19 protein-coding genes are annotated in these 17253 nt (G+C 66.1%); 12 read left to right on the forward strand and 7 right to left on the reverse strand.

Annotated elements, in window-relative coordinates; translation table 11 throughout:
- Positions 1-425: 425 nt before the first annotated feature.
- The 3 genes from glmS to glmU are packed head-to-tail and all read right to left on the reverse strand — an operon-like array spanning position 426 to position 4079.
- On the reverse strand, positions 426-2249 hold the full coding sequence (glmS, locus tag U1763_RS12620) for a glutamine--fructose-6-phosphate transaminase (isomerizing) (protein WP_332755486.1): 1824 nt from the start codon (positions 2247-2249) through the stop codon (positions 426-428).
- Positions 2250-2268: 19 nt separating this feature from the next.
- Positions 2269-2703: a hypothetical protein gene (locus tag U1763_RS12625; protein WP_132737789.1), complete on the reverse strand. Its 435-nt coding sequence runs from the start codon at positions 2701-2703 to the stop codon at positions 2269-2271.
- Complete coding sequence (gene glmU, locus U1763_RS12630) at positions 2700-4079, reverse strand: bifunctional UDP-N-acetylglucosamine diphosphorylase/glucosamine-1-phosphate N-acetyltransferase GlmU (RefSeq protein ID WP_332755487.1); 1380 nt, start codon at positions 4077-4079, stop codon at positions 2700-2702. Before glmU ends, U1763_RS12625 begins: the two co-directional genes overlap by 4 nt.
- A gap of 62 nt (positions 4080-4141) precedes the next feature.
- Here glmU and U1763_RS12635 point away from each other — a divergent pair, with 62 nt between their 5' ends.
- The gene (locus tag U1763_RS12635; protein ID WP_332755488.1) at positions 4142-4810 is read left to right on the forward strand and encodes an HAD family hydrolase; all 669 of its coding nucleotides are present in this window, start codon (positions 4142-4144) and stop codon (positions 4808-4810) included.
- Entirely contained in the window at positions 4807-5166 is a 360-nt protein-coding gene (locus tag U1763_RS12640; RefSeq protein WP_132896170.1) for a VanZ family protein, read from the forward strand. Before U1763_RS12635 ends, U1763_RS12640 begins: the two co-directional genes overlap by 4 nt.
- A 202-nt stretch (positions 5167-5368) precedes the next feature.
- Here U1763_RS12640 and U1763_RS12645 read toward each other — a convergent pair whose 3' ends face one another.
- Genes U1763_RS12645 through U1763_RS12660 form a run of 4 tightly spaced genes read right to left on the reverse strand, consistent with a single transcriptional unit; the run spans position 5369 to position 7908 of the window.
- On the reverse strand, positions 5369-6358 hold the full coding sequence (locus U1763_RS12645) for a nucleotidyltransferase domain-containing protein (RefSeq protein WP_332755489.1): 990 nt from the start codon (positions 6356-6358) through the stop codon (positions 5369-5371).
- Complete coding sequence (locus U1763_RS12650; protein ID WP_332755490.1) at positions 6343-7203, reverse strand: HprK-related kinase A; 861 nt, start codon at positions 7201-7203, stop codon at positions 6343-6345. Before U1763_RS12650 ends, U1763_RS12645 begins: the two co-directional genes overlap by 16 nt.
- Positions 7200-7475 carry an HPr-rel-A system PqqD family peptide chaperone gene (locus U1763_RS12655; RefSeq protein ID WP_332755491.1) on the reverse strand — a complete coding sequence of 92 codons (276 nt, stop codon included), beginning with the start codon at positions 7473-7475 and terminating at the stop codon, positions 7200-7202. Before U1763_RS12655 ends, U1763_RS12650 begins: the two co-directional genes overlap by 4 nt.
- Positions 7476-7479: 4 nt before the next feature.
- Positions 7480-7908, reverse strand: coding sequence for a hypothetical protein (locus U1763_RS12660; protein ID WP_132737772.1), 429 nt, complete (start codon positions 7906-7908; stop codon positions 7480-7482).
- A gap of 116 nt (positions 7909-8024) precedes the next feature.
- Here U1763_RS12660 and U1763_RS12665 point away from each other — a divergent pair, with 116 nt between their 5' ends.
- The 10 genes from U1763_RS12665 (at position 8025) to U1763_RS12710 (ending at position 16986) form a co-directional block, all read left to right on the forward strand.
- Positions 8025-9251: an ATP-binding protein gene (locus U1763_RS12665; RefSeq protein ID WP_332755492.1), complete on the forward strand. Its 1227-nt coding sequence runs from the start codon at positions 8025-8027 to the stop codon at positions 9249-9251.
- Between the two features lie 46 nt (positions 9252-9297).
- Positions 9298-10368, forward strand: a complete 1071-nt coding sequence (locus U1763_RS12670) for a substrate-binding domain-containing protein (RefSeq protein WP_332755493.1) — start codon at positions 9298-9300, stop codon at positions 10366-10368.
- Between the two features lie 122 nt (positions 10369-10490).
- Entirely contained in the window at positions 10491-10673 is a 183-nt protein-coding gene (locus U1763_RS12675) for a hypothetical protein (RefSeq protein WP_332755494.1), read from the forward strand.
- On the forward strand, positions 10673-12049 hold the full coding sequence (gene pstC, locus U1763_RS12680; protein ID WP_332755495.1) for a phosphate ABC transporter permease subunit PstC: 1377 nt from the start codon (positions 10673-10675) through the stop codon (positions 12047-12049). The genes U1763_RS12675 and pstC overlap by 1 nt, the downstream gene beginning before the upstream one ends.
- Positions 12050-12125: 76 nt before the next feature.
- Positions 12126-13340 carry a phosphate ABC transporter permease PstA gene (gene pstA, locus U1763_RS12685; protein WP_443026927.1) on the forward strand — a complete coding sequence of 405 codons (1215 nt, stop codon included), beginning with the start codon at positions 12126-12128 and terminating at the stop codon, positions 13338-13340.
- The gene (pstB, locus tag U1763_RS12690) at positions 13340-14119 is read left to right on the forward strand and encodes a phosphate ABC transporter ATP-binding protein PstB (protein WP_332755497.1); all 780 of its coding nucleotides are present in this window, start codon (positions 13340-13342) and stop codon (positions 14117-14119) included. The genes pstA and pstB overlap by 1 nt, the downstream gene beginning before the upstream one ends.
- A gap of 14 nt (positions 14120-14133) precedes the next feature.
- Complete coding sequence (phoU, locus tag U1763_RS12695) at positions 14134-14823, forward strand: phosphate signaling complex protein PhoU (RefSeq protein WP_056057297.1); 690 nt, start codon at positions 14134-14136, stop codon at positions 14821-14823.
- Positions 14823-15515, forward strand: a complete 693-nt coding sequence (gene phoB, locus U1763_RS12700; RefSeq protein WP_055873047.1) for a phosphate regulon transcriptional regulator PhoB — start codon at positions 14823-14825, stop codon at positions 15513-15515. Before phoU ends, phoB begins: the two co-directional genes overlap by 1 nt.
- Positions 15516-15643: 128 nt before the next feature.
- Positions 15644-15991, forward strand: coding sequence for a hypothetical protein (locus U1763_RS12705; RefSeq protein ID WP_132737757.1), 348 nt, complete (start codon positions 15644-15646; stop codon positions 15989-15991).
- 95 nt (positions 15992-16086) lie between these two features.
- Complete coding sequence (locus U1763_RS12710; protein WP_332755498.1) at positions 16087-16986, forward strand: SDR family NAD(P)-dependent oxidoreductase; 900 nt, start codon at positions 16087-16089, stop codon at positions 16984-16986.
- The last annotated feature ends 267 nt before the right edge of the window (positions 16987-17253 follow it).

Here is a 17253-nt window from a genome sequence, read left to right on the forward strand (position 1 = left end):
GGAATGACTTTATTAAATCGGCTCTTTTTTGTTTTCGAGGAATGGAACCGGTTTATTCCGTTTTGGAACGACTTTATTCTCGCGGATCGACGGCCTGTCAGGCCGTTTGGGATTCATCCCCAATTCCCACATTAACGATAGTTCAGGTTCATTTTCAACTAAAGCCGTTCCATTCCAACTTTACCTCCGATGCGGCCGGAAAATGGGTGGAATAGAGACGTTCCGTTCTGTGCCACCAAGCCCATTCAGGAATCCCTTAATTTACAAGTTTGGCTGCTTTTTAGCCGATCTTCCGCTCACTTCCGGCGGAATGGAATGATTTTATTCCGCCGGAAGAATGGAACGACTTGTATTTTGGAACGACTTTAAGATTTTGGAACGACTTTATTACCGTTCCACAGGAGGAGGATTTGAACGCTCGTACGCTACTCGACCGTGACGCTCTTCGCGAGGTTGCGCGGCTGGTCGACATCCGTGCCCTTGAGCACCGCCACGTGATACGCCAGTAGCTGCACCGGCACCGCATAGACCAGCGGCGCGATCAGCGGGTGGACCTTGGGCATGGTGATCGTCGCCATGCAGCCTTCGCCGGCCGCCTGGATCCCGTCATAGTCCGAGATCAGCACGACCTTGCCGCCGCGTGCCATGACTTCCTGCATGTTGCTGACAGTCTTGTCGAACAGCGGCCCCGACGGTGCAATGACGATGACCGGGACATGCTCGTCGATCAGCGCGATCGGTCCGTGCTTCATCTCGCCAGCGGCATAGCCCTCGGCATGGATGTAGCTGATTTCCTTCAGCTTCAGTGCGCCTTCGAGCGCCAGCGGGTAATCCGTGCCGCGGCCAAGATACAGCACGTCGCGCGCGCTCGCGATCTTGTGCGCCATCGCCTCGATAGCCTCGTCATACGCAAGCGCGCCGTTGAGTGCGGCAGGGGCCTCGGCGAGGTGGCGGACGATCTCGCGCTCCTGATCCCGCGTCAGCAGCCCCTTCGCGCGCGCCAGGTTCGCGGCAAGCGCGGCCAGCACGGCAAGCTGGCAGGTGAACGCCTTGGTCGAGGCCACGCCGATTTCCGGCCCGGCATGCGTCGGCAGCAGCAGATCCGCCTCGCGCGCCATCGAGCTGGTCGGCACGTTGACGACGACCGCGATCTTCTGCCCCTCGGCCTTGGCGTGGCGTAGCGCCGCCAGCGTGTCCGCGGTCTCGCCCGACTGCGAGATGAATAGCGCCAAGCCGCCGTCTTCCATCACCGGCGCGCGGTACCGGAACTCCGACGCGACGTCGAGATCGACGGGAACGCGTGCGAACTGCTCGAACCAGTATTTGGCGACCATGCCGGCGTAGAAGCTCGTCCCGCACGCGACGATCGTGACGCGCTTGATGCTCGACAGATCGAATTCGGGGATCGGCAGCGAGACCTCGCCTTCCATCCGCTTGAGATACGAGCGCAGCGTCTGCGCGACGACGATCGGCTGCTCGTAAATCTCCTTGAGCATGTAATGCTTGTGATTGCCCTTCGAGATCACGTCGCCGGTGACGCCCGAAATCGTGATCGCACGCTCGACCGGAGCGTTGTCTCGGTCATAGACCTGTGCGCCGTCACGCGTGAGCACAACCCAATCGCCCTCGTCGAGATACGCGATCCGCTGCGTCAGCGGCGCGAGCGCGAGCGCGTCAGACCCAAGGTACATCTCGCCGTCGCCGTGGCCGACAACCAAAGGTGAACCAAGCCGCGCGCCGATCAGCAGGTCGGGATGCTGGCGGAACAAGATCGCTAGCGCGAACGCGCCGTGCAACCGCGGCAGGATCTCGCGGACGGCGGAGACCGGATCCATTCCCGCCTCGACCTTCTCGCTGACCAGATGCGCGACGACTTCAGTATCGGTCTCGCTGGTGAACACGCGACCGCGCGCGATCAGCTCTTCGCGCAGCGGCTTGAAGTTCTCGATGATCCCGTTGTGGACCACCGCGACTTCGCCGGTCGCATGCGGATGCGCATTGTTGGTGGTCGGGCCGCCATGCGTTGCCCAACGCGTGTGCGCGATACCGGTCTTGCCGGGCAGCGGATGCGCGGCGAGTTCGTTGGCCAGATTGACGAGTTTTCCCGACGCGCGCCGACGCTCGATCGCGCCGTCATTATCGGTGGCGATACCCGCCGAGTCATAGCCGCGATATTCGAGCCGCTTCAGACCGTCGAGCAACCGACCCGCGACGTCTTCGCCGCTCAGAATTCCAACGATGCCACACATAACGCCTGTCCGTTCTCGTTCAGTCGACCGAGAGGAGCTGTTCGCCCCGCTCGATGACAACATGGGTCTGATAATAATATTTGCCGGTCGGGCGGCCGTCGTAGGTAAAGTTGATCCGTACCCGGCGGGCTTCGCCGTCGACATGGATCGTCCGCCCCTGCAACGCGGTGTCGACGGGGGTACCGAGCCGGCTTTCGAGCTGCGCCTGCGCGATCGGTCGAACCTCGAGCGAGAGGTTGCGCGGGTCGCGATAGTCGGTTTCCGAATTGAGATAAAGGCTCGATCCCTGTCGTCCTGACGCACGCACCGTCATGACGAAGACGCCCGGATACGCACCGGGGGCCAGCGCCGCGGCCCGCTCGATCGCGACCATCGGCACTACCGCATCGCGCGAAATCTGAGGCGTGGCGCAACCAGCCAACGCTGCGAGTAGCGCCGGTGCGACGATCCTCATGCCCGCTTCCTGGCAAGCATTCTCTCACGGAAACGCGCCGCCCAGCCGGGTTTGGCGATCTGTTCGGGGCGGACCAGCGCGAGCGCGTCGGCCTCGACATCGGCGGTCACCACCGAGCCGGCTGCGACGATCGCACCGGCGCCGATATTCACGGGCGCGACCAGTGCCGAGTTCGAGCCTATGAATGCGCCTTCGCCGATGACGGTGCGGTATTTAAAATAGCCGTCGTAATTGCAGGTGATCGTCCCCGCGCCGATGTTCGCGCCTGCACCGATGTCCGCGTCGCCGATATAGGTGAGGTGGCTGACCTTCGCGCCTTCGCCGATAACGGCTTTCTTGACCTCCACGAAATTGCCGACCTTGGCATCCGCGTGCAGTTCCGCGCCGGGGCGGAGGCGCGCGAACGGGCCGACATTGGCACCCTTGCCGACGGTGGCGCCTTCGACGTGGCTGAACGCGTGGATCGTCGCACCGTCCTCGATCCGCGCACCGGGGCCGAACACAACGTTGGGCTCGATCACCACATCGCGGCCGAGCTGCGTGTCGTGCGCGAACCAGACGGTGTCGGGCGCGATCAGCGTCACGCCGTCCGCCATCGCCTGTGCGCGACGCATTGCCTGCCAGGCAGCCTCGACGCCGGCGAGCTCGCCACGGCTGTTGACGCCGGCCACTTCGTCCGCGCCGGTTTCGATGACAGCGGACGAACGGCCGGCGGCGGCGGCAAGCTCGACGATATCGGTAAGGTAATATTCGCCCGCCGCATTGTCGTTGCCGAGCCGGTCGAGCAGCGCGAACAGGTCTGTCGAACGCACCGCCATCAGACCGGAATTGCAGAGCGTCACCGCACGCTCCGGTTCCGATGCGTCCTTATACTCGACGATCCGGTCCATCCGGCCCGCAGCGTCGGCGATGACGCGACCATAGGCGCCGGGATCGGTGGGACGGAAGCCGAGCACCACCACCGCAGGCATATCGTCGCCGTGCAACCGGTCGATCATCCGCTGCATCGTCGCCGCGGTGACCAGCGGCACGTCGCCATAGAGGATCAGAACGTCGCCTTCGAACCCAGTCAGGGCCGCGCGGGCCTGCGCCACCGCATGGCCGGTACCGAGCTGTTCGGCCTGGAGCGCGGTGGCGATGCCGTGTGGCGCGACCGCCGCCTCGACCTGCTCGCGCCCCGCCCCAGTGACGACGACCGTCTTCGCGGGGTGCAATGTCGCCGCGCTTGCAACCAGATGCAGCAGCATCGGCCGCCCGGCGATCGGGTGAAGCACCTTGTGCAGGTCCGATTTCATCCGCGTGCCCTTGCCGGCCGCGAGGATTACTACCGCGATCGGATGCACCGGAAACGGTTGGTCGTTGGAATGCGTCGTCATGGAAGGATCGCTGCCACGAAAGCCTTGCCAATTCCATAGCGTCGCTGGCAGGCCCCCGTGCAATGACGCATTTTTTATTCGATATCGTCGGGTTCGACCTCGACGGCACGCTGCTCGACACCAGTGGAGACCTTGCCGCCGCGGTCAATCATGCGCTCGCCTCGGTCGATCGCCCACAGCTTACCGTCGAGCAGGTCAAGCCGATGATCGGCGGCGGCGCGCGGCATATGCTCAAGCAGGGTCTGACCGCGACCGGCGGCTATGACGAGGCGATGCTCGACACGCTGCATGCGAAGCTTCTCGCTTACTACGAGGCGAATATCTGCGTGCATACCAGACCGTATCCGGGCGTGATCGAGGCGCTCGACGCACTGACGGCGAAGGGCGTGACGCTCGGGATCGTTACCAACAAGATCGAGCGGTTCGCACGGACCGTGCTCGCCGAACTCGGGCTGACCGAGCGATTCGCGTGTATCCTCGGCGGGGACACGCTCACCGAGTCGAAGCCCTCGCCGATGCCGATCCATGCGATGGTGAAGCTGTGTGGCGGCGGCCGCGCCGCGTTCGTCGGCGATTCGGTCTTCGACATCCAGGCTGGACAGGCGGCGGGGTTACCGACGATCGCATGCAGCTTCGGCTTCCTGATGCAGCCGGTCGCCGAGCTTGGCGCCGACGCGGTGATCGACGGCTACGACGAACTGCTGCCGACGCTGGAAAGGCTCGGCGCATGAACCGGACGACGCTCACGCGCGTCGCGCTGGTCCTGGCGGTGGTGTTCGCAGTGACGATGGCGCTGCTGCCGAAGCCGCCGCACATGCCGACCGACCAGTTCGGCGACAAGTTCGAGCATATGCTCGCGTTCGCCACGATGGCGTTGCTAGCGGCGCTCTCGTTCCCGACCGCGCGGCTGTTCCGGATCGGCGAGCGGCTGTCGTTCCTCGGCGCGCTGATCGAAGTGCTGCAGTCGATCCCCTCGCTGCACCGCGATTGCGACATCCACGACTGGATCGCCGATACGCTGGCGATCACGTTGGTGTTGCTGATCGTCTGGGCGGCCCGGCGCGGGCGCGGCGCGCGGTTGCCGTAACGCCGGGCGAGCTGAAGCCCAGCGTCCTCCTCCCGGTCTCCGCCGCCTCCGAATTCCCGTCACCCCATTCCCGTCACCCCAGCGAAAGCTGGGGTATCCCCTTGGCGGGCGATGCGGCCTGCACGATGAGATCCCAGCTTTCGCTGGGATGACGGCGGGAGATGATGGGCGTAAAGCAGCGGCTCTGGAGACCGAGACAGGCTCACCCCTTCCTGAACTTTGTCCAGAGATGCCGCGCGAGCATTGCCGGCGGCATGCGCAGCCAGTGCGAGCGGACATAGAAAGCGAACCGGGTCAGCGGGCGCGTCGGCCTGCCCCAGCCATCGCGCGCGGTCAGGCGGCGGATATAGAGGCGATCGATACCGCGCGTGCGGCCCTCGCCGAACAGCGCATCGACCAGCCGCAGCGATCGCGCCGCTTCGCGATGCACGCCATGATGAAGCGCGTCCGCGCCGAGCCCATCTGCCCCGAACTCATCGACCAGACAGCGGATGTCCCACAGGTTGCGCAACCCGCCCGCTAGGTCACCATCGCCAAACAGGTGCGCCGCGGCGTGGACGATCATACCGTTCGGCGACAGCGTGCGCAGGCGGTTCTCCAGCGCCACGCTCCCCTCGATCAGCGCCCCCGCATCGGGCGTGATCCGCGCCGTCAGCGGCAGGATCGTATGGTGGACATCAATCATCCGATCGCGCTCGCGGTGGATCAGCGGCGGGAGCTCGTGCATCCAGCGGCGGTAATACACGTCGTCATACGGGTCGGGCTTTACCCATTCCCACCCCGCCGCAAGCAGCGCCGCCTCGACCGCATCGAGCGAGGCGCGCGGCACCAGGATGTCGAGATCGCCGATCGACCGCCCCTGCCCCGCCGACAATCCCGCCGCGACAAACGCGGTGCCCTTCAGCAGCACGACCGGGCAGTCGACCGCGGCGAGCGCGCGCCGTGCCATCTCCGCCTCCCACAATGCCGCGCGCCTGCCGTGCTCCGCGGCGGCCCGCGCGTCGGCGAGGATCGCCTTCACCGCGTTCGGCATCGCCAGACCGTCGAGCCGCAGCGCCAGTGTCCCGATCAACTGTTCCGCGCGCGCCATCGCCAGCAACGCGGTCCACCCTTCCGCATCGAGCCCGACAACGCTTGACGGATCGGCCAGCGCCCGCGCGAGCATGCGGGCGTCGGTCACAGGTCCGCCCATAAGGCCTCGACCTGTTCGATCGCGCTCGGCCCATCGGGATAGTCCACCGCGATCGCGGGCACGTCGGCGATCAGGCCGGTCAGCGCGCGAAACCCCGCCTCGCCGAGCGCGACATAGTTGGTCGAGGCCTGCGTCATCCGCACGAATGCCTCGCCGGGCTGGACCGACCGCGTCTCGGGCGCGAAGCCGTAGCGCGGGAATACCAGCAACGCCGGCCGCGCAGGCACGTTCATCGCTGCGATCGCCCGCGCATCGGGGACCATGTGGCGGATGTCGCCCTTCGGCGTCGCGCGCAGCAGCGGCCCCATCCGCGCCTCGGGCCATGCCGCCTCGGCCGCGACAATCCCCTCGTTCTTCAGGCTGATCAGCCGCGGGAACGCGTGGACGAGCCCGGTCGCCGGTTCGAGCAGCACGAACTCGTCCCCCATGAACCGCCAGCCCTTCGCCGCCAGCAGCGTCGCGAGCGTCGACTTGCCCGCCCCCGAGATGCCGGTCATCAACAGCGCACGCCCGTCGCGCTCGACTGCCGACGCATGCAGCAACAGATACCGCCGCGCGCCCAGCGCCATCTGCAAGTTCATCGCCATCTCGGCGGCGAGCAGCCCCTGCCGCAACGGCAGCGGGGCAGCCTCGGGCAGCATGTAATCACCGCCGATCTCGACCGACGGGCGAAGGAAACGCCGCCAAGGCCGACGCGCGAACAGGCGCACGGTGAAGTCGGGCACGCCGTCCGGCGGCTTGGGATAATCGCGGTACAGCGTCTCGAGGTGTGCGATCGGCACGCGCCAGTCCGAACCGATGCGGAAGCCGACCGGGCCGATCCGCACGGAGAAGGCATGCCTCATGCGCGCTCGACCAGCCCGGCCTCCACCAGTTCCTCGAGCCGCGCCGCCAAAGCCTCGCGGGTGCCGTCAGTCAGATCATAGTCGCGCTCGAGATGCACGAGCAGCGCGTCGAGCGACCGAGCGCCATCCTGCACGGCGACGAGGATCTGCGGCGCGGGGTCGGTCAGCAGATGCGTGATCCCCGACGCACGGTGATAGACCGCGGTAAACTCGTCGAGCGGTGCGATCAGCAGGCCATCGCGTGGCGGTGCGCGATAGACCGCATTATCCACGGCCTCAGCCGCGCGGCATCTGCAGCGATGCGAAACAGGTGAAGCCGCCCTGGCCACGCTGCAACCGGCGGATATATTTGACATAGGCGCGGCTGCGCTCGGAGTCGGTCCCGGGCAGCGTGCTGCCATTGGCCATCGCCCGCTTGACCTCTTCGCCCTTGAACGGACGTGGCGACGAGGGAAACGCCCCCCTGGTACGCGCGGGAACGACCTTGCCATCGGCATCGATGTAGCTGCCTGCGCGGCTCGCATCGGGGACGGGTATTTCGCAGTTCAGTACCGACCCCGCGGTCTGCGCAAGTGCGGGCCGGATCGACATCACCGCACCGGCCGTCACCGCACCGAGCGCCAGCACGCGCCGCCGCGACGGCACGTCGGCGCTTGCGGCGGCATCCGGGTTAGGCGGGTCCTGAGTGAATCGCGTATCGTCCATGATGCCCCTGCTATAGTGCAGCCCTTTCACAATCCTGAAGCGCTGACAATATAGCCGCGCCGACCGTACCGAACTAGGACGGGCGAGCGCCCAGTCTGTGCGCCCTGGAGATTACAATGCTGTCGGGATTTGGCCTGCGTACCTTCTGGGCGATCGTCGTCGTCGTCGTCGCATCGATCGGCGTGTTCGCGATTACGCGCGACGTGCAGGGTGCGATCGTCGCGGTGGTCGGCGGGATCGCCGCCGCGCTGGTCGCGGCAGGGACTGGCGACGAGGCGCCTGCCCCCGACGATGCGGCGCATACCGCGCCGTCCGTGCTCGACGACGTGCTCGATGCGATCGTCGCGCCGGTGCTGCTGGTACAGGACGGGCGCGTGACGCTTGCCAACCGCGCGGCGCGGACGTTGCTCGGCGCGCATATCCTCGGCGAGGATGCGCGCGTCGCGATCCGGCATCCGGCGGCGGCGGAACGACTGGGAACACCGGGACCGATCGACGGCGAGCGGCCGATCGAGCTGGTCGGGCTCGGCACGCGCGACCAGCGCTGGGAGATGCGGTTGAGCGAGGCATCGGACGGCCAGCGCATCGTCCACCTCGTCGACCAGACAGGCAACTATGCCGCCGAACGGATGCGGATCGATTTCGTCGCCAATGCGAGCCACGAGCTGCGCACGCCACTCGCGTCGATCCTCGGCTTCATCGAGACGCTGCGCGACGAGGCGGGGGAAGATGCGGACGTGCGCGCGCGTTTCCTCAAGGTGATGGACGACGAGGCGCGGCGGATGCAGCGGCTGGTCGAGGACCTGATCTCGCTTAGCCGAATCGAGGCGGAGAAGTTCCGCCTGCCCGACAGCGCGGTCGATCTCGCGCAGCTGGTCGAGGACACGCGCGAGGAACTGGCCGACGCAGCGGGCGATCGCGGGCAGGATCTGGTTGCGACGATCGCTTCGGACCTGCCGGCGGTATCGGGCGACCGCGTTCAGCTGTCGCAGATGCTCCACAATCTGATCGGCAACGCGATGAAATACGGCCGCGCGGGGACGCCGGTGACGATCGCGCTGAGGCGCGACGATGCCGGCATGATCCGCCTTTCGATCCGCGACGAGGGCGACGGGATCGCGGCGGTCCATATCCCGCGGCTGACCGAACGCTTCTATCGCGCCGATGCAGGCCGCAGCCGGTCGCTAGGCGGCACCGGGCTCGGGCTCGCGATCGTCAAGCACATCGTCGAGCGACACCGCGGGCGGCTCGATATCGCCAGCCAGGTCGGCGTCGGCACCACCGTGTCGGTCATTCTGCCGCCGAGCGGCGTGGCGGTAAAAGGCAGTGTCATAAAAGGGTAACGCAACTGTCACACAGGATCGCCTTAAGTACCGCTAAGGCCGGTGCATGACGGGAATTCTGGTGCAGCGGTTCGTTTTTCTAGGAGTGTTGGGGGCGGTATCGACCGCTCTGGCCGCGTGCGTCGATCAGGCGAACGGCGGCGGTGCAGGCTCGCGCGACCAGATCACCGCGGTCGGGTCCTCGACGGTCTATCCGTTCACCACGATGATCGCCGAACAGCTCGTCGCCAACGATCCCGATGCGAAGGCACCGGTGATCGAATCGACGGGCACCGGCGCCGGGATGAAGTTGTTCTGCGCAGGAATCGGCGCGGCGCACCCCGATATCGAGGATGCATCGCGGCGGATGAAGGCGAGCGAATATAAGAGCTGCGCCGAGAACGGCGTGCGCGACGTGATGGAAATCCAGGTCGGGATCGACGGCATCGCCTTTGCCGAGGCGAAGAACGGCCCGAAGATGCAGCTGACGCCGACCGACCTCTACAAGGCTTTGGCCGCCAATCCGGGCGGCAAGGTGAACACCGCGCGAGTTTGGCGCGACGTGAACCCGGCCCTGCCCGCGGTGCCGATCCAGGTCTACGGGCCGCCCGCAACGAGCGGGACGCGCGATGCGCTCGCCGAGCTGATTCTCACCAAGGGGTGCGAGGCGAGCGATCCCTCGGCCAAGCCGCTCGCGAAGTCCGATCCCGATGCCCACAAGGCGCTCTGCACGCGGGTGCGCGAGGACGGGGTGTATGTCGATGCGGGCGAGAACGACAATCTGATCGTCCAGAAACTGCAGTCGAACCCCAATGCCATCGGCGTGTTCGGGTACAGCTACCTCGAAGAGAATAAGGACGCTGTGAACGGGGTATCGATCTCGGGCGTCGCGCCGACCTATGCAACGATCGCGGACACTGCGTATCCGGGGTCCCGGCCGTTATATATCTATGTGAAGAAGGCGCATCTGACCGCGATCCCAGGGCTGCGGAATTTGCTGAAGCTGTATGCGGCGAATTGGGGTGTGAGCGGGCCGCTGGTGAAGCGCGGGCTGATCGCGGCGCCGGCCGCGATCCAGGCGCGGTCGGCGGCGATCATCGCGAACGAGACGGTGCTGGATCCGGCGGTGTTGTCGTGATCGGTTCCTCGCATAGCCACACCCCCTCCCTAGTTCCCCCGCGAACGCGGGGGCCCAGGAGCCAAGCTCGATATCGGAACTTAGCTGGGCCCCCGCGTCCGCGGGGGAACGAGCGTGTCGCAATGCAGGCTGATCGTTTCACCACCACCCCGGCGAAGGCCGGGGCCCAGTTGGGCACCGTTGATTTGGCTGAAGCTGCGCGCCGTTACCTCGACCTTTCCACCTGGGCCCCGGCCTCCGCCGGGGTAGCGGCCGGTGAGGTGGTGCGCATGCGCGCAACGAATCATGGCGGGCGAGAAGCATAATGTCCGCCATCGCACTCCTCTTCCTCGTCGCCGGGCTAGGCCTGATCGGCTGGCTCACCGCGCGCGTCCGCGCCACGCGATTCCGTGCCGGCAGCACTGCCAGGTTCAGTTCGCTGCCGTCGCATCACGGCTGGTACGTCGCGCTGTGGATCGCCATCCCGCCGCTCGTCTTCCTCGTGGTATGGTCGGTGACATCGCCCGCGCTAGTCACCGACGCCGTCCTCGCCACCCCGGCGGCGATCCAACTTCCCCCGCCCGGCTTCGACCGCGCCTCGATCCTGTCCGAAGCGCGCAGCCTCGCCGAGGGCCGCAGCTTCGGCGCGTTCCACGGCCTCGCGCAGACGCTCGCGCCCTCCTACGCCGCGGCGCAATCACGCTACGACTGGATCGCCACCGCCGCCGCGTTGCTGCTCGCCTTTGCCGGCGGCGCGTTCGCGTTCACTCGCGTCAAACCCGGGTTCGGCGCGCGGACGCAGATCGAGCGGGTCGTCATGCTCGCGCTGCTCGGCGCGTCGCTGATCGCGATCCTCACCACCGTCGGGATCGTCGCGTCACTGCTGTACGAATCGGTGCGGTTCTTTTCGGTCGTGCCGATCACCGACTTCCTGTTCGGCACGCATTGGAGCCCGCAGGTGATCGACGCGCGCGATCCGGGCGCGTCGCTCGGCGCGGTGCCGTTGTTCTGGGGGACGTTCTTCATCGGCGCCGTCATCGCGATGATCGTCGCGATTCCGTTCGGTCTGATGAGCGCGATCTACCTCACGCAATATGCCAAGCCGACCACGCGCAAATGGATGAAGCCGATCCTCGAGATGCTCGCGGGCGTGCCGACCGTCGTCTACGGCTATTTCGCCGCACTGACGGTCGCCCCCGCAGTACGCGATCTCGCGGTGTCGATCGGAATCAGCTGGGCGTCGTCGGAGAGCGCGCTCGCCGCGGGGCTCGTGATGGGCATCATGATCATCCCGTTCGTGTCGTCGATGGCGGATGACTCGATTGCAGCGGTCCCCTCGTCAATGCGCGACGGCAGCCTCGCGATGGGTGCGACCTCGTCCGAGACGATCCGCCGCGTGCTGCTCCCCGCCGCGCTGCCCGGCGTCGTCGGCGGCGTGCTCCTCGCAGTCAGCCGCGCGATCGGCGAGACGATGATCGTCGTGATGGCCGCGTCCGGTGTCGCCACGCTCACGCTCAACCCGTTTGCCAGCACCACCACCGTCACCAAGCAGATCGTCGATTTGCTGACCGGTGAGGCCGAGTTCGACAGCCCCAAGACGCTCGCCGCGTTCGCGCTGGGCCTGACGCTGTTCGTCGTCACCCTGCTCCTCAACATCGTCGCGCTCCGCGTCGTCAAACGGTACCGCGAAGCCTATGACTGACACGCTCGTTCCCTCATTGCCGACCAGCACGGCCGAGCCGGTGCGCCGCGTGCCGACCGACTGGACGACGCAGGCGATGCAGTCGCGGATCAAGCGTCGCTACGCGTCCGAGCGCCGCTTCCGTTTCGCCGGGCTCGCCGCGGTTTGGATGTCCGCGGCATTCCTCGCCTTCCTGCTGTTCTCGATGCTGAGCCAGGGCGCGAGCGGGTTCGTCGAGACGCGCGTCGCATTGCCGGTCGATCTCGCGGGGGCAAAACTGCCGATCGAGCCATCGCGGCTGATCGGACGCGGCGCCGATCTCGCGCTCGCCGGCGCCGGTCTCGAAGGCACAGTGCTGGCCGCGGCGAGCACCGCCTACGGCAAGGACGGCGCAAATCTGCTCTCCGACGGCGCGTGGGCGGTGGTCCGCGACGCGATCAAGGCCGATCCGTCGCTGCTCCAGCGCAAGACCGTGTTCGAAGTCCCCGTCTCCAGCCCGATCGACGTCGCCGCAAAGGGTGTCGGCACGCCCGAGGCGGAGGCGACCTATGCACGCCTCAACGCCCGCGGCGTGGTGTCGCGCGGGTTCAACGCCGGGTTCCTGACCTCCGCCGACTCGACCGACGCCACTCGCGTCGGCATCTGGGGCGCGTTCAAGGGATCGCTGCTGACGATGGCGGTCACGCTGCTGCTCGCCTTCCCGATCGGCATGCTGTCGGCGCTGTATCTCGAGGAATATGCGCCGAAGAACCGCTGGACCGACCTGATCGAGGTCTCGATCAACAACCTCGCGGCGGTCCCCTCGATCATCTTCGGGCTGCTCGGGCTGGCCGTGTTCCTCGGCACGTTCGGGATGCCGCGCTCGGCGCCGATCGTCGGCGGCCTCACGCTCGCGCTGATGACGATGCCGGTGATCGTGATCGCCGGGCGCAACGCGATCAAGGCGGTCCCGCCGTCGATCCGCGATGCCGCGCTCGGCGTCGGCGCATCGCCGGTCCAGGTCGTGTTCCACCACGTCCTGCCGCTCGCGCTGCCGGGTATTCTCACCGGCACGATCATCGGCATGGCGCGTGCGCTGGGCGAGACCGCACCGCTGCTGATGATCGGCATGCGCGCGTTCATCGCCGCGCCCCCCGGCGGGCTGCGCGATCCGGCGACCGTGCTGCCGGTGCAGATCTTCCTCTGGTCCGATCAGGTCAGCCGCGGCTTCGTCGAAAAGACGTCGGCGGCGATCATCGTCCTGCTCGTCTTCCTGCTCGCGATGAACGGCGTCGCGATCTACCTCCGTAACCGATTCGAGACACGCTGGTGATGAACTCCAAACCCAAGACGCCGATCCTGAAAATGACCGCGCGCAACGTCTCCGTGGCGTACGGCAGCAAGCTGGCGATCAACGACGTCTCGATCGACGTCGACCAGGACGAGGTGGTCGCGTTCATCGGCCCGTCGGGCTGCGGCAAGTCGACCTTCCTGCGCACGCTCAACCGCATGAACGACACCGTCGCGAGCGCGCGCGTGACCGGCGAGATCAAGCTCGACGGCCAGGACATCTATTCGCCCGACATGGACGTGGTGCAGCTCCGCGCCCGCGTCGGCATGGTGTTCCAGAAGCCCAACCCGTTCCCGAAATCGATCTACGAGAACGTCGCCTATGGCCCGCGTATCCACGGACTAGCGGGTGCCAAGGCGGATCTCGACCGGATCGTCGAGAAGTCGCTGCGCCGTGCAGGCCTGTGGGACGAGGTCAAGGATCGCCTCTCGGACAGCGGCACCGCGCTGTCGGGCGGCCAGCAGCAGCGGCTGTGCATCGCGCGCGCGATCGCGGTCGATCCCGAGGTCATCTTGATGGACGAGCCGTGTTCGGCACTCGATCCGATCGCGACCGCCAAGATCGAGGAACTGATCCACGAACTGCGCGGCCGCTATGCCATGGTGATTGTCACGCACAACATGCAGCAGGCCGCGCGCGTCAGTCAAAAGACCGCGTTCTTCCACCTCGGCACGCTGGTCGAATACGGCAACACCTCGGACATCTTCACCAATCCCCGCGAAGAGCGGACCAAGGATTACATCACCGGCCGTTACGGCTGAGTCGGGAAACGACCATGAACACGCATACGGTCAAGGCCTTCGACAACGACATCGGCGAGCTCCGCGGGTTGATCTCGCAGATGGGCGGGCTCGCCGAGGACGCGATCGACAAGGCGATGCAGGCGCTGCAACGCAATGATCTCGCGCTCGCCGAACAGGTGCGTGTCGCCGACAAGCAGATCGACGTCATCGAGGCGGAGGTCGAGCGGCTGGCCGTGCGGATCATCGCCTTGCGCGCACCAATGGCGGTCGATCTCCGCGAAGTCGTCGCCGCGCTGAAGATCGCCGGCGTCGTCGAGCGGATCGGCGATTACGCCAAGAATATCGCCAAGCGCGTGCCGATGATCGAGAGCGAGCACCGGATCGAGCCGATCTCGATCCTGCCGGCGATGGGCCGGATGGCGAGCGAGATGGTCCACGACGTGCTCGACGCGTTCGCCGCGCGCGACCCCGAGGAAGCCGTCCGCGTCGTCGAATGCGACAATGCGCTGGACGATTTCTACGACAGCATATTCCGTACGCTCGTCACCTACATGGTCGAGAACCCCAGGACGATCGGCCAGGTCGCGCATCTGCTGTTCGTCGCCAAGAACCTCGAGCGGATCGGCGATCACGCCACCAACGTCGCCGAGATGGTCTATTTCGCCGCGACCGGCACGCAGATGGTCGATCGCGAACGCGGCATAAAGAAGGAGCAGGCATAATGGCACGCGCAAAGATGCTGCTGGTCGAGGACGATGCCGCCCTCGCCGAATTGCTGGTCTGGCATTTCAAGCGCGAGGATTTTGAGATCGCGCATACTCCGGATGGCGAGGAAGCGCTGCTGCTGGCCAAGGAGAAGGTGCCCGATATCGTCCTGCTCGACTGGATGGTCGAAGGGCTTTCGGGGATCGAGGTATGCCGTCGCCTTCGCCGCGCACCCGAGACGCAGAACGTGCCGATCATCATGCTCACCGCACGCGGTGAGGAAGAAGATCGCGTCCGTGGCCTCGAGACTGGTGCCGACGATTATGTGACCAAGCCGTTCTCGCCGCGCGAACTCGTCGCCCGCGTCGGGGCCGTGCTGCGCCGCGTCCGCCCTGCCCTCGCCGGTGAAGCGCTGAGCTATGCCGACATCGAGATGGACACGGTCGGTCACAAGGTCCGTCGCTCGGGCGAAGTCGTCTCGCTCGGACCGACCGAGTTTCGGCTGCTCAAGCATTTCCTCGAGCATCCAGGCTGGGTATTCTCGCGCGAACGCCTGCTTGATGCGGTGTGGGGCCACGACTCGGATATCGAGAGCCGCACGGTCGACGTCCACATCCGGCGACTGCGCAAGGCGATCAACGTAGGCGAGCGTCCGGACATCATCCGCACCGTCCGTTCGGCAGGCTATTCACTCGATACGGGGGGCTGAGGACTCTGTCCCGCTATGGGTCTAGCGGCGGGACGAATGGAATCGGATGCGAAACGAAGGACCTAAGCGCGACTTAGTGCGTTCAGACGTCGCGCTACCAAAATGGTGCACCCATTTAGGAGATTCATATGAAGTCCATCCTTCTCGCCGCTGCCGCTCTTCTTGCGTCGCCCGTGATCGCCCAGACGACGCCGCCGGCAGACCCCGCCGCGCAGACCGCACCGGCCGATCCCGCGATGCAGGCACCCCCGGCCGATCAGGCTGCACCCGCCGATCCTGCAGCGCCTGCTGACCCCGCAATGGCGGCCCCGGCCGATCAGGCTGCGGCACCGATGGCAGCCGCACCGATGGCACCGGGCGCGGGCCGCGTGACGTTCGGTCAGCCGACTGTGACGCCGCCGACGCCGGCACCCGCCGAGTATCCGGTGTGCTCGAAGACGGTCAAGGATGGCTGCCGCAACCGCGGCGGCAAGTAAGTCCGGCAGCAAGCGGCGGGTGATCCTGCCGCTTGCCTAGCCAGCTTTACGTTCTAGGAAAGGCGCTCCAACTATAAGAGAGGAGCGCCTTTTTCATGTCTATAGGTTTTGAGGGCCGCGTCGCGATCGTCACCGGCGCTGGCGGCGGTCTGGGCCGCGAATACGCGCTCGAGCTCGCCCGCCGTGGCGCGAAAGTCGTCGTCAACGATCTCGGCGGCGCCCGCGACGGCACCGGCCATTCCGACGCCGCGCTGAAGGTCGTCGAGGAAATCGAAGCGGCCGGCGGCGAAGCGATGTCGAACGGCGGCAGCGTCACCGACTACGACCAGATGGTCGAAATGGTCGCCCGTGCCTCCGAGAAATGGGGCGGCGTCCACGTCCTGATCAACAACGCCGGCGTGCTGCGCGACAAGAGCTTCGCCAAGATGGAACCGGCCGACTTCAAGTTCGTCGTCGACGTCCACCTCAACGGCTCGGCCAACGCCACCAAGGCGGTATGGGACACGATGCGCAGCCAGAATTACGGCCGCATCCTGATGACCGCGTCGTCGACCGGTCTCTACGGCAATTTCGGCCAGGCGAACTACGGCGCCGCCAAGCTCGGGCTCGCCGGGCTTACCAAGACCCTCGCGATCGAGGGCGCGAAGAACAACATCAAGGTTAACACGATCGCGCCGACCGCGGGTACGCGGATGACGCAGGACATCTTTCCCGAGGAAGCGTTCAAGGCGTTCTCCCCCGACAAGGTCGCCCCAGCCGCGGTATTCCTGGTGTCGGAGGATGCCCCCACCAACATGATCGTCGGGGCTGGCGCGGGCGTGTTCCAGGCGGCGTACGTCACGCTAACTCAGGGTAAGCTGCTCACCGGCGACGATCTGTCGGTCGAGGGCGTCGCCGCGCACTGGGACGCAATCATCGACCGCGCGGGCGAGATCGTCCCGCAGTCGGGCTCTGAACAGTCGATGAGCATTCTGGGGAAGCTCCAGGGGCGGTAACGGACGCGGGAGCGGTAGCGCCGCACGGCCTGTCCGCTCCCCCCGGGGGCATCCAAATCGTCAATCGACCCACGACCCGTCAATCGACCCACAACCCGTCAATCGATCCACAACCCGTCAATCGATCCACAACCCGTCGATCGACCCACAACCCGTCATCCCAGCGAAAGCTGGGATATTTGTGTGGCAGCTCGCACCCGTAATCACGGGGATATCCCAGCTTTCGCTGGGATGACGGATTGGGGGATGACGGATTGGGGGATGACG

Source organism: Sphingomonas sorbitolis (genome assembly GCF_036663875.1).
Classification (GTDB): Bacteria; Pseudomonadota; Alphaproteobacteria; order Sphingomonadales; family Sphingomonadaceae; genus Sphingomonas.